This is a genomic window from Minwuia sp. IMCC3009 (assembly GCF_029909415.1).
Classification (GTDB): Bacteria; Pseudomonadota; Alphaproteobacteria; order Minwuiales; family Minwuiaceae; genus Minwuia.
Window position 1 is genome coordinate 3,077,260 of record NZ_CP123781.1, and the last position, 12,200, is coordinate 3,089,459.

The window sequence follows — 12,200 nt, forward strand, 5'->3', positions numbered from 1 at the left end:
CTCAGCCCTGCTCTCGCATCAGTCGTTCAAGTTCGGCCTTCTCGGCCTCGGAAAGCGCCGTCTGTCCCAGCGCCCCGGACCGGGTCGAACGCCGCATCCGGATGAAGATCAGCCCGGCCCCGACCAGCAGGATCACGCCACCTCCCGCCCAGAGCAGGATCGTCTTGCGGTTCAGCGGCGGGTCCAGCAGCACCCAGTCGCCGTAACGGTCGATGAAGTACTGCCGCACCGCATCATTATCGTCCCCGGCGGCGATGCGTTCACGCACGATGGCCCGCATGTCCCCGGCCAGGTCCGCATGGCTCTCGGAAATCGCCTGGTTCTGGCAGACGAGGCAGCGGAATTCCCGCATCAGGTGCTGTGCCCGCGCCTCCTGCTCCGGGTCCGCAAGCGGCTTCTCCGTGAAGATGGCGAAGGCGGGCAGACTCAGGATCAGCAACGCCGCGCCGATCAGTGTCGCAAGGGCGGAGCGGCTCACTTCTGCATCTCCGCGATCAGGGGCAGCAGTTCCTTCTGCAGGATCTGCGGTGTGATCGGCCCGGTGATCTTGCGCACGATGATACCCTCGCCATTGACGATGAAGGTTTCCGGCACGCCGTAGACACCGAAATCAATGCCGACACGCCCGTTCAGGTCAGAGCCGATCCGATCGTAGGGGTCCCCGAAATTGCGCAGCCAGTTCAGCGCCGCCTGCGGCTGGTCCTTGTAGTTCAGACCATAGATCGGAACCGTTCCGTTGCGTTTCAGCTCCATCAGCAGCGGATGCTCCACCCGGCAGGCCACGCACCAGGATGCGAAGACATTCACCAGTTGCACGGGCTGGGTGAGGTCGCTGGTGGCGAGACCGTGTTCCTTGCCCGGCAGCGGCGCCAGATCGAAGGCAGGCGCGGGCTTGTCGATCAGGACCGAATAGATCTCCGACGGGTCCAGCGACAGGCCGCGGAAGAGGAACACACCGATCACGACGAAGGCGGCAACCGGTATCAGGGCAAACAGCAGCCCGGTGCGGGTCCGACGCCGCGACGGCGTCTCGCCACCCTGTTCAGCACTGTCGGTCATGTCCGGCTCCCCGCTCAATCGCCCGCACCGGCGGCGGCAAGCGCCCCGCTGTCGCGATCAGTGTCCGCCGCCTCCGCCGGTTTCCGGGCAGGTGCGCCGATCCGGTGGCGACGGTCGCTGAGAGAGATCATGCCGCCGATCATCATGGCCAGCGTGCCGAGCCAGATCCAGATCACCATCGGCTTGTAGTACAGCCGCACGGCATAGCCACCCTGACCATCCCCTTCACCCACGACGGTATAGAGGTCACCGGCCAGCGTGGTGCGGATCGCAGCCTCCGTCGTTTCCATTGGCGGATTGGTGAAGGTCCGGGCCTCCGGCTGCAGGATCGTCACCGGCTGGCCGTTGCGGGTGACCGCAAAGGTTCCGGCCAGCGACGAATAGTTCGGACCAGGCAGCCGCTCCGCGCCGACGAAGGTCAGTTCGAAATCGCTGACGGTCTGCACGTCGCCGGGGCGCATGAAGACCTGCTTCTCTTCCTGCCAGGCTTCCGACGCGGTGATGCCGAAGACGGTCAGGGCCACGCCCAGATGCGCCACCGACATGCCGTAGGATGCGCGCGGCAGCCCGGTGGCACGTCGCCAGCTGTCAGCGATGTCCCAGCGGAACAGCCTGACCCGCTCCGCCCATTCGCGGAACACGCCCAGCGACAGCCAGGCCACCAGTGCGAAGCCGAGCACCGCCAGCGGCATCACGTTCCAGGCGTACCAGGCCATGCCCAGTCCGACGAGAACGGCAATCGCCGCCACGAACTTCAGCCGCCCCATGACCCCGGCCAGATCACCCCGCTTCCATGCCAGCATCGGCCCGATCGCCAGCGCGGCGATCAGCGGCGTCATCAGCGGCACGAAGACCGCATTGAAATAGGGCGGGCCGACCGAGACCTTCTCCTCCGCAACCGCATCGAGGAACAGCGGGTAGAGCGTCCCCAGCAGCACGGTGAAACAGGCGGTGGAGAGCAGCAGGTTGTTGAGCACAAGCGTACCCTCCCGGCTGATCGGCCGGAACAGTCCGCCACCCTTCAGCGATGGCGCACGAATGGCATAGAGCGTCAGCGATCCGCCGACCACGAAGACCAGGAACGCCAGGATGAAGACGCCGCGCGCCGGATCGGAGGCGAAGGCATGGACGGAATTCAGCACGCCGGAGCGGACCAGGAAGGTCCCCAGCAGCGAGAGCGAGAAGGCCAGGATCGCCAGCAGCACGGTCCAGCTCTTCAGTGCATCACGCTTCTCCACCACGATGGAGGAATGCAGCAGCGCGGTTGCCGCCAGCCAGGGCATGAAGGACGCGTTCTCCACCGGATCCCAGAACCACCAGCCACCCCAGCCAAGCTCGTAATAGGCCCAGTAGCTGCCGAGCGCGATACCCGCGGTCAGGCAGCACCAGGCGGCAAGGGTCCAGGGCCGCACCCAGCGCGCCCAGGCGGGATCGACGCGCCCTTCGATCAGGGCGGCGACGGCGAAGGAGAAGGCCACCGACAACCCGACATAGCCAAGATAGAGGAACGGCGGATGGATCGCCAGCGCCGGATCCTGCAGCAGCGGATTGAGGCCCGCGCCCTCGAACGGCGCCGGATCAAGCCGGGCAAAGGGATTGGAGGTGAACAGGATGAAGGCCAGGAAGCCGACACCGATCATGGCCTGCACCGACAGCACCCGCGCCTGCAGGGTCGGCGGCAGGTTCTGGCCGAACTGCGCCACGGCGGCCCCGAACAGGGTCAGGATCAGGATCCAGAGCAGCAGGGAGCCCTCGTGATTCCCCCAGACGCCGCTGATCTTGTAGATCATGGGCTTCAGGGAATGGCTGTTCTCGAAGACATTCACCACCGAGAAATCGGAGGCGATGAAGCTGGTCATCAGGCAGCCGAAGGCAAAGAGCACCAGCAGGAACTGCGCCCGCGCCGCCACGGGCGCAACCCCCATCCAGGCGGCATCGCGGCGATAGGCGCCGATCTGGGGCACGATGGCCTGCACCACCGCGACCAGGATCGCGAGGACCAGTGCATACTGGCCGAGTTCGGGTGCCATCAGCTGTCTCCGCCTTCAGGTTTGAAATGTCCGGATTTCTTCAGCGCGTCAGCGACTTCCGGCGGCATGTAGTTCTCGTCATGCTTGGCCAGGACTTCCTGCGCCTCGAAGGTGCCGCCCGCGTTCAGGGTGCCGAGCGCGATCACCCCCTGCCCTTCGCGAAACAGGTCCGGCAGGATCTTGTCGTAGGAGATGGTGAGGGAATGCGCCCCGTCGGTCACGCGGAAGGTGGTGACGATCCCCTCGCTGCTGACCGATCCATCCTCGACCAGTCCACCGACACGGAACCGCTTGCCTTCAGGGAAGCCGCTCTCGGCCACCTGCGAGGGGCTGCGGAAGACGTCCAGTTCCTCGTTCAGCGCAAACAGCGCGAACCCGATTGCCGCCCCGATGAACACGAGGCCGGTGATGACGATCAGAAGTCGCTGGCGTTTTGGCCTCATTCGGCGTCTGCCTTTCTGCGGCGGCGGCGGGGGCTGAGTTGTTCGATGGCCTGGACTTCACGTGCGGCGGATCGCGCGGCGGCGATGCTCTGAATCAGCAGGCCGATCATCAGTACCGCACCGACGCCCCAGGATGTCCAGACGAAGAAGCCGTAGCCGCCCATGGAAAGAAATTCACTCATGCTGCCCCCCCAACTCATTCCGCGGCCTGCATCGCCGCGTGGCGGTCAGCCTGCGCGAGGCGCAGCATCCGGGTGCGGCGCATGTGGATCTCGGCGCGGACGCGATAGATCAGCACTGTCAGGTAATAGGCCCCGAACCCGACGATCATCAGCAACAGTGGCCAGAGCAGGGACGCATGGATCTTCGGCCCCGACATGGTGATCAGGCTGGCGGGCTGGTGCAGCGTGTTCCACCATTCGACGGAGAACTTGATGATCGGCAGGTTGATCGCACCGACCAGCGCCAGGATCGCGGCGGCGCGGGCGGCCTTGGTCTGGTCGTCGAAGGCCTGCCAGAGCGCCATGTAGCCCAGATAGATGAACAGCATGATCAGCATGGAGGTCAGGCGCGCGTCCCAGACCCACCAGGTCCCCCACATGGGCTTGCCCCAGAGCGAGCCGGTCAGCAGGCAGATGAAGCAGAAGGTGGCACCGATGGGAGCGCTGGCCTTGGCGATCAGGTCGGCGACCGCATGACGCCAGATCAGGGCAATGGCGCTGGCGATGGCCATACCTGCGTAGACGCCCATGGACATCATCGCGGCCGGCACATGAATGAACATGATCCGCACCGTGTCGCCCTGCTGGTAATCGGGCGGCGCGAAGAACAGGCCCCACACCAGGCCCGCGCCCAGGCACAACGCAGCGACGGCCGCGCTGAACGGCAGCACGGCGGCGGCAAGGCGCAAAAAGCGCGTGGGGTTGGCAAACCTGTGCATGTCGCTCCTCAAGCTGGGGCGAAAACCGCGAATTCCAAGGTGACGGTCGTCGCAGTACGGCTCTGATTTCTCACAGGAACCTAGTCCAAGGCAAGTTTCAGTGCCCACGCTGCGGCGATCGGCGCGATCACGATTGCGCCAGACAGGATGGCCGATAGAAAAAGCATATGAGCGGAATAGGAGAACCCTTGCGCCGCTGCCTCCGCGGCACTGACGCCAAAGATCAGCACCGGGATGTAGAGCGGTGTCACGATCAGGGTCAGCAGCACCCCGCCACGCCGGACACCGACCGTCAGTGCCGCCCCGATGGCCCCGATCAGACTGAGGATCGGTGTCCCGAGCAACATGGCCGCGATCAGGGCACCATAGGCATCCGGCGAGAGCTGCATCAGCAGGCCCAGCAGCGGCGCGGCCAGCGTCAGCGGCAGGCCCGTCGTCAGCCAGTGGGCGATGGTCTTGGCCAGCACCACGAGCGACAGCGGCAGCGGCAGCAGGGCGAGCTGGTCCAGGCTGCCATCTTCCAGATCCGCCTGGAACATGCGGTCCAGCGACAGCAGCACCGACAGCAGCGCCGCGACCCAGATGGTTCCGGCGGCGATTCGCTCCAGCGTCTCCGGTGCCGGACCGACCCCCAGCGGAAACAGGCTGACCACCAGCACGAAGAAGGTGATGGACAGCAGGCTGCCCCCGCCCTGCCGACGGGCCAGCAGAAGGTCACGGCGGATCAGCATCAGGAACGTGCGGCTCACCACGCGTCCTCCCTGTCACCGTCCATCTCGTCGTCCAGGTCCGTATCGAGGTCCGCATCCACGGGCGGCACGATCTCCAGCACGCTGCCCGGCTGCCCCGGCAGGTCCGCATGGGTGGCGGCGATGACCATGCCGCCTGCATCGCGATGCGCATCGACGACGACACCCAGTTGCGCGATGGCCCCCGTATCCAGCGCGGTCAGCGGTTCATCCAGCAGCCAGAGACTTGCAGGCGACATCAGCAGCCGTGCAAGGGACACCCGGCGACGCTGGCCTGCCGACATGTAACGCACCGGCAGGTCAGCCAGTTCCGCGATGCCGAAACTGCCCAGCGCCGCGACCGCATCCCGGTCGGACGCCCCCCGCAGGCGGGCGAACAGCTCGAGATTCTCGGTGGCCGTCAGCGCCGTCTTCAGCCCGTCCTGGTGCCCGGCATAGATCAGGTCGGCCAGGAAAGCCTCCCGGTCCCGGCCCACTTCCGCGCCCTTCCAGTGCAGGCTGCCGGCAAAGGGCGCGACGAGACCGGCGATCATGCGGATCAGGGTGGACTTGCCCGCGCCGTTGCGACCGGTGAGCTTCAGCAGCCCGCCATTGTCGAGTTCGAAGCCGACACCGGCAAAGATCAGCCGCTCCCCCCTGAGTGCGGCGAGATCCCGGCCCTGCAGCAGCGGCGCCTCAGCCATCGGCGGTCAGATCTCGCGACGGCGGGTCATTTCCGCGCCGACACTCTCCACATCGCCGAAGACGTCCAGCTTCTCGATCCGCAGGACGGCCTCGATCACGCGCGGGTCCTCCACCACCATCTCCAGCACCGCATCGCCCAGCGTCTCCACCAGGTCGATATGGCCGCGATCGACGATGTCCTTGATGTTGTTGATCAGGTCCTCGTAGGAGACCACGCCGTCGATGCCGGGGGTGTCCACGTCGCGCAGGGTCTCGACATCCAGGTTGAGCCGCACCCTCTGTTTCCGCCCGATCTCGTGATCATGGATCCCGATTTCCATGGCCAGAACCAGGTCGCGTACGAAGATCCTGTAACTGTCCGACACGGTTCATCCTCCGGCAGCGGGTTGCGCGGGTGAGGTAGCCACCCCGCCGCCTCAGCGTCAAGCGGCACTTGCCCCGGCGCGTGACCAACAGTACAGGTCACGCATGAACGATGAAACGCCCTGCCGCCTCTACCTGATCACCCCGCCGCAACTGGACCCGGATGCGTTCGCGGACACGTTGGCCACCGCCCTGGACGGGGGCGATGTCGCCTGCCTGCAGCTTCGGCTGAAGGATGTGGATGACGACACAATCCGCCGCGCCATCGAGAGGCTGATGCCGGTGGCGCAGGCCCGCGATGTCGCCTTCATCGTCAACGATCGCCCCGACCTCGCCGCCGAATTCGATGCCGACGGCGTGCATGTGGGCGGAGACGACGCGCCCTACGAGACCGCGCGGGCCACCGTCGGCAGCAACGCCATCGTCGGTGTCAGCTGCTACGATTCGCGCCAGCTCGCGATGGAGGCAGCGGATGCCGGGGCCGACTATGTCGCCTTCGGTGCCTTCTTCCCCACCACCACCAAGGTGCCGAAGTCACAGGCGACGGTGGACATGCTGGAGATCTGGTCCGCGATGACCACCGTGCCCTGCGTCGCCATCGGCGGCATCACCGTCGACAACTGCCCCCCGCTGGTCGCCGCCGGCGCCGACTTCCTGGCCGTCGTCAACGGCGTCTGGAACCACCCGGACGGCCCCGCTGAAGCGGTGGCGGCGTTCAACCGGGTGTTCGCGGGCGGCTGACCTACTCCACCGTCACCGACTTGGCGAGATTGCGGGGCTGGTCGACGTCCGTGCCTTTCAGTACCGCGACGTGGTAGGCGAGGAGCTGCACCGGGATCGAGTAGAGGATCGGGGCGACGAAGGGGTCGGCCATGGGGATCTCGACGGTGTGGGCGGCGTCGCTGCCGACTTCCGCCAGGCCCTTGGCGTCGGACAGGAAGACCACCCGCCCGCCGCGCGCCATGACTTCGCGCATGTTGGAGATGGTCTTGTCGAACCACTTGTCGGTGGGCGCGATCACGATCACCGGCACCAGTTCGTCGATCAGGGCGATGGGGCCGTGCTTCATCTCGCCGGAGGCATAGCCCTCCGCGTGGATGTAGGAGATTTCCTTCAGCTTCAGCGCGCCCTCCAGCGCGATGGGGTAGCCGGGACCACGCCCCAGATACAGCACGTCCCGCGCCTCGAAGATGCTCTGCGCCAGGTCGCGGATGGTGTCGTCGTGGTTCAGCACCTCCGACACCATGGCCGGCACATGGGCGATGGCCGCTGACAGGCGGTCTTCCTCCGCCTCGTCAATGGCGCCACGGGCACGGGCGGTGGCGATCACCAGGCAGGCGAGCGTCGCGAGCTGGCAGGTGAAGGCCTTGGTGGAGGCCACGCCGATCTCCGGCCCCGCCAGGGTCGGCAGCACCAGGTCAGCCTCCCGTGCGATGGAGCTTTCCGGCACATTGACGATTGCCGCGATGTGCTGGCCGTTGGCCTTGGCGTACTGCAGCGCCGCCAGGGTATCGGCGGTCTCGCCCGACTGGCTGATGAAGATGGCGAGGCCCCCCTCCGGCAGCGGGGCTTCCCGATAGCGGAACTCGGAGGCCACATCGACCTCCACCGACAGCCGCGCCACGCTCTCGAACCAGTATTTCGCCACCATGGCGGCATAGAAGGAGGTGCCGCAGGCAATGATCGTCACCTTGGTCACCGTCGCCATGTCGAACGGCATCGGCGGCATGTGGATCTCGCCCGTCGCCGGGTTCAGGTAGCTGTGCAGCGTGTCGCCGATCACGGCGGGCTGCTCGAAGATCTCCTTCATCATGAAGTGGCGGTGGTTGCCCTTGCCGATCATCGCGCCGGAAATGGCCGATTGCTTGATCTCCCGCTTCACCGGATTGTCGTCGGCGTCGAAGAAGCTGGCGCTCTCATTGTGCAGGACGACGTAGTCGCCTTCCTCAAGGTAGCTGATGCGGTTGGTCATGGGTGCCAGCGCCATGGCGTCGGAGCCCAGGAACATCTCGCCATCGCCATAGCCGACGGCCAGCGGGCTGCCGCGCCGGGCGCCGATCATCAGCCCCTCGTGACCGGCGAAGATGATGGCCAGCGCGAAGGCGCCTTCCAGCCGCTTCAGGGCGCGCGCGACCGCCTGCTGCGGGTCGTCGCCATCGTTCAGGTGGCGCGTGATCAGATGTGCCACGATCTCGGTGTCGGTCTCGGAGGCAAAGACGGAGCCTGCGGCCTTCAGTTCCGCCGCCAGTTCCCGGTAGTTCTCGATGATGCCGTTGTGGACCAGCGCGACCTTGTCCGTGGCGTGGGGATGGGCATTGGTCTCGTTCGGAATGCCGTGGGTGGCCCAGCGGGTGTGGCCGATGCCGATGACGCCATCCAGCGGATGGTCGCGCACCACATTCTCCAGATTGACCAGCTTGCCCTCGGCCCGGCGGCGGTCGATTCCGCCGTCCACCAGGGTCGCGATACCCGCCGAGTCATAGCCCCGGTATTCGAGACGGCGCAGACCCTCGACCAGACGACCCGCAACCTCGGCTCCACCGACAACACCAACAATTCCACACATGGCCTGATCCTCAGTTCTTCTTCTGCGCGGCCTTGGCGGCGGCTTGTCTGACACGGAAATCTGCGGCCCAGCCGCCCTTCACCACCGGCTTCGCACGGGTCACCACCAGGGCATCCGCCGGTACATCCTTCGCAATGGTCGATCCGGCACCGACGATGGCCCCGTCGCCGATCTTCACCGGCGCCACCAGCGCACTGTTGGAACCGATGAAGGCCCCCGCACCAATGTCGGTGTGATATTTCATGAAGCCGTCGTAGTTGCAGGTGATGGTCCCGGCCCCGATGTTGGCCCCGGCACCGACGCGGGCATCGCCGACATAGGTCAGGTGATTGACCTTGGCCCCATCCTCGATCACCGCCTTCTTGACCTCGACGAAATTGCCGATCTTCGCCCCCTGGCGCACGTCCGCACCGGGACGCAGGCGGGCATAGGGTCCGATATCGGCCTTGGTCGCCACGGTCGCGCCCTCCAGATGGCTGAACGCCTTGATGCGGACATTGTCGGCCACCGTGACGCCGGGACCGAAGACCACATGCGGTTCGATCACCACGTCGCGGCCCAGCACGGTATCGGTGGAGAACCAGATGGTTTCCGGCGCGATCAGGGTGGCGCCATCGGCCATCGCGGCCTCCCGCAGGCGGCGCTGAGCCACGGCCTCCGCCTCCGCCAGCTTCAGCCGGCTGTCGACGCCCATGACCTCTTCCTCATCACCCTCGACCACGACACAGGCGCGCCCGTCACCGCGGGCAATGGCGACCACGTCGGTCAGGTAGAACTCGTTCTGCGCATTGTTGCTGTCGATCCGCTCCAGCAGCGACAGGGCCACGCGACCGTCCAGCCCCATGATCCCGGCATTGCAGAGCGTGATCTGCTTCTGCGCCTCCGAGCAGTCCTTGAATTCGACGATTGCCTCAAGCTGCCCGTCGCCGGAGGTGACGAGACGCCCGTAGGCCGCCGGATCATCAGGACGGAAGCCCAGCACCGCGACCGCCGGGTCATCCGTGCCGGCCATGGCATCGACCATTGCCTGGATCGTGGCGGTGGTCAGCAGCGGCGTGTCCCCGAACAGCACCAGCACGGTGCCGTCGAAATCCTTCAGCGTCTCCCGCGCCGCCAGCACGGCATCGCCCGTGCCCCGCGCCGGACTCTGGATCGCTGTCTCGGCGGGCGCAACGGCGGCCGCCACATCATCATAGCCCGGGGCCACGACGGCGGTGGTCCGCGCAGGCTGCAGCGGGGCCAGCGCATCCAGGATGTGATTGATCATGGGCTTGCCCGCAACACGGTGCAGCACCTTCGGCAGATCGGACTTCATCCGCGTGCCCTTGCCCGCAGCCAGTACAATGGCCGCCAGAGATTTCGACCCCATTCCGCATTCCCTTCCCAAGTGCGCCCCGAACGTCTGGCGCACAGTGACAGTGCCACAGTCACACGACACACAACAATTCAAACGATGTTTCAGAGGTTTGCAGACACCATGCCATTCCTGCTGTAAACCGCGCCCTTGATGTGAACAGAGCGGCGGGGCGGAGTGAAATGACAGCAGACACGATTGTCTTCGATCTGGACGGCACCCTGATCGACAGCGCACCCGACCTCTATGGCACTGTCCGCTGGCTGCTGCGGCACGAGGGACGCGCGGATGTTTCCTTCGACCGGGTCAAGGACCTGATCGGCGATGGCGCGGGACCGATGATCCAGGGCAGCTTCCGCGATACGGGAACCCTGCCGGAAGGCGCCGGTTACGAGCGTCTGATGGGCCTGTTCCTCGACCATTATCAGGCACATCTGGCGGACCTGAGCGAGCCCTATCCCGGGGCCATCTCGGCGGTGCTGCGGGCCAGGGCCCGTGGCGCGAAAGTCGCCGTCTGCACCAACAAGCGCTTCGAATTCGCGGACCGGCTGCTCGACCTGCTGGGCCTGAACCACCATTTCGACGCGGTCACCGGATCCGATACCTTCGCCTTCCGCAAACCGGACGGGCGGCATCTGCTGGAAACCATCCGCCTGGCCGGGGGTGATGCGAAACGGGCCATCATGGTGGGTGATTCTGCAACGGATGTCGGTGCAGCCCGCAACGCCGGGGTGCCCGTCGTGGCCGTCACGTTCGGCTATGGCCGGGGGTCGGCGCACGACCTGGGCGCGGACGCGGTGATCGACCATTTCGACCAGCTGGATGCCGCCATCGCGCGGCTGAACGCAAACCGCGCCTGAGCCGATTCCATCTTCTGACGGAATGCTCTAACCTCCCGCGCAGGAATTTCTGCGATGCGGGAGGATGCGCGCAATGGACGTCGGTCTGATACTCGGCACGGGCGATGCCCACTACCGAATTGACATGGAGATGATCAAGGCGGCGGAGGCGATGGGCTATGACTCCGTCTGGACGTCGGAAGCCTGGGGCGCGGACGCCATCTCCTCCGCCTCATGGATTCTCAGCCAGACCTCGAAGATCAAGGTCGGCACCGGCATCTGCCAGATGCAGGCCCGCTCCCCCGCGCTGATGAGCACCACGTCCCTGACCCTGCAGGCCCTGTCCGGCGGTCGTTTCATCCTCGGTCTCGGCCCGTCCGGCCCGCAGGTGATCGAGGGCTGGCACGGCGTGCCCTACGGCAAGCCGCTGGAACTGATCCGCGAGTATGTCTCCATCATGCGCAAGGTGATCGCGCGGGAGGAGCCGGTGACGCATGAGGGCACGCATTACCAGTTGCCCTACAACGGTCCCGGCGCCACCGGCCTCGGCAAGCCGCTGAAGACCATCCTGCGCCCCGAACATCCGCTGAAGATCTATTCCGCCTCCATCTCGCCGGGCGGCATCCGCACCGCCGCCGAGGTCTGCGACGGGGTCATCCCGGTCTACATGGACCCGTCCAACTATGACGCCATCGGCACCTACATCGACCAGGGCTTCGGCAAGACCGAGGGCAAGAGCCTGCAGAACTTCGACATCTGCCCCTTCGTCACCGTGGTCGTGAATGACGACATCGAGGCGGCGCGGCGTCCGGTGAAGGAGAACATGGGCTTCTACATCGGCGGCATGGGCGCGAAGAAGAAAAACTACTACGCCGAATATGCCACCCGTCTGGGCTATGGCGAGGCCGCCTCCGCGATCCAGGACGCCTTCCTGTCCGGTCGCCGGGCCGAAGCCTTCTCGATGGTTCCCGATGAACTGGTGGACAGGGTCGCGCTGGTCGGCCCGGCCGGCCACATCCGCGAACAGCTCGCCGCCTGGAAACAGGCCGGCAAGGAGCGCAAGGTCAGCGCCATGCTCTGCCGCGCCACCTCGAAGGAAGCCCTGGAAATCCTGGCGAAGGAACTGTTCTAGGGAGATTGCGGCCCGCTGAAAGTGCGCCCCGGCACCTTCAG

Annotated in this window: 14 protein-coding genes; 3 read left to right on the forward strand and 11 right to left on the reverse strand. The window is 65.9% G+C overall.

The annotated features are described in order from the left end of the window. Position 1 precedes the first annotated feature (1 nt). The 9 genes from QGV55_RS14435 to QGV55_RS14475 form a co-directional block, all read right to left on the reverse strand. Entirely contained in the window at positions 2–478 is a 477-nt protein-coding gene (locus QGV55_RS14435) for a cytochrome c-type biogenesis protein (protein ID WP_281016082.1), read from the reverse strand. Continuing rightward, the gene (locus tag QGV55_RS14440; protein WP_281016081.1) at positions 475–1,059 is read right to left on the reverse strand and encodes a DsbE family thiol:disulfide interchange protein; all 585 of its coding nucleotides are present in this window, start codon (positions 1,057–1,059) and stop codon (positions 475–477) included. The genes QGV55_RS14435 and QGV55_RS14440 overlap by 4 nt, the downstream gene beginning before the upstream one ends. Before the next feature lie 14 nt (positions 1,060–1,073). Next, the gene (locus QGV55_RS14445; protein ID WP_281016080.1) at positions 1,074–3,089 is read right to left on the reverse strand and encodes a heme lyase CcmF/NrfE family subunit; all 2,016 of its coding nucleotides are present in this window, start codon (positions 3,087–3,089) and stop codon (positions 1,074–1,076) included. Then, positions 3,089–3,532: a cytochrome c maturation protein CcmE gene (ccmE, locus tag QGV55_RS14450; RefSeq protein WP_281016079.1), complete on the reverse strand. Its 444-nt coding sequence runs from the start codon at positions 3,530–3,532 to the stop codon at positions 3,089–3,091. Before ccmE ends, QGV55_RS14445 begins: the two co-directional genes overlap by 1 nt. After that, the gene (ccmD, locus tag QGV55_RS14455; protein ID WP_281016078.1) at positions 3,529–3,714 is read right to left on the reverse strand and encodes a heme exporter protein CcmD; all 186 of its coding nucleotides are present in this window, start codon (positions 3,712–3,714) and stop codon (positions 3,529–3,531) included. Before ccmD ends, ccmE begins: the two co-directional genes overlap by 4 nt. Positions 3,715–3,728: 14 nt before the next feature. Continuing rightward, the gene (locus tag QGV55_RS14460) at positions 3,729–4,472 is read right to left on the reverse strand and encodes a heme ABC transporter permease (RefSeq protein ID WP_281016077.1); all 744 of its coding nucleotides are present in this window, start codon (positions 4,470–4,472) and stop codon (positions 3,729–3,731) included. An 80-nt stretch (positions 4,473–4,552) separates the two neighbouring features. Further along, positions 4,553–5,203: a heme exporter protein CcmB gene (ccmB, locus tag QGV55_RS14465; protein WP_348637691.1), complete on the reverse strand. Its 651-nt coding sequence runs from the start codon at positions 5,201–5,203 to the stop codon at positions 4,553–4,555. Between the two features lie 14 nt (positions 5,204–5,217). Continuing rightward, entirely contained in the window at positions 5,218–5,904 is a 687-nt protein-coding gene (ccmA, locus tag QGV55_RS14470; RefSeq protein ID WP_281016075.1) for a cytochrome c biogenesis heme-transporting ATPase CcmA, read from the reverse strand. Between the two features lie 6 nt (positions 5,905–5,910). Beyond that, positions 5,911–6,270, reverse strand: coding sequence for a dihydroneopterin aldolase (locus tag QGV55_RS14475; protein WP_281016074.1), 360 nt, complete (start codon positions 6,268–6,270; stop codon positions 5,911–5,913). Between the two features lie 103 nt (positions 6,271–6,373). On the opposite strand from QGV55_RS14475, the gene thiE reads away from it, so the two are divergent. After that, on the forward strand, positions 6,374–7,009 hold the full coding sequence (gene thiE / locus QGV55_RS14480) for a thiamine phosphate synthase (RefSeq protein WP_281016073.1): 636 nt from the start codon (positions 6,374–6,376) through the stop codon (positions 7,007–7,009). Between the two features lies 1 nt (position 7,010). Here thiE and glmS read toward each other — a convergent pair whose 3' ends face one another. Beyond that, positions 7,011–8,834 (reverse strand): glutamine--fructose-6-phosphate transaminase (isomerizing), encoded by a 1,824-nt coding sequence (gene glmS, locus QGV55_RS14485; RefSeq protein WP_281016072.1) that lies wholly within the window; start codon positions 8,832–8,834, stop codon positions 7,011–7,013. A 10-nt stretch (positions 8,835–8,844) separates the two neighbouring features. Beyond that, complete coding sequence (gene glmU / locus QGV55_RS14490) at positions 8,845–10,203, reverse strand: bifunctional UDP-N-acetylglucosamine diphosphorylase/glucosamine-1-phosphate N-acetyltransferase GlmU (RefSeq protein WP_281016071.1); 1,359 nt, start codon at positions 10,201–10,203, stop codon at positions 8,845–8,847. Positions 10,204–10,370: 167 nt separating this feature from the next. Between glmU and QGV55_RS14495 the strand changes: the two genes are divergently transcribed. Together QGV55_RS14495 and QGV55_RS14500 are read left to right on the forward strand one after the other, a co-directional pair. Continuing rightward, a complete protein-coding gene (locus tag QGV55_RS14495; protein WP_281016070.1) occupies positions 10,371–11,048 on the forward strand; it encodes an HAD-IA family hydrolase in 678 nt (225 codons plus the stop codon). A 73-nt stretch (positions 11,049–11,121) separates the two neighbouring features. Continuing rightward, positions 11,122–12,159, forward strand: coding sequence for an LLM class F420-dependent oxidoreductase (locus tag QGV55_RS14500; RefSeq protein ID WP_281016069.1), 1,038 nt, complete (start codon positions 11,122–11,124; stop codon positions 12,157–12,159). Positions 12,160–12,200: the final 41 nt, after the last annotated feature.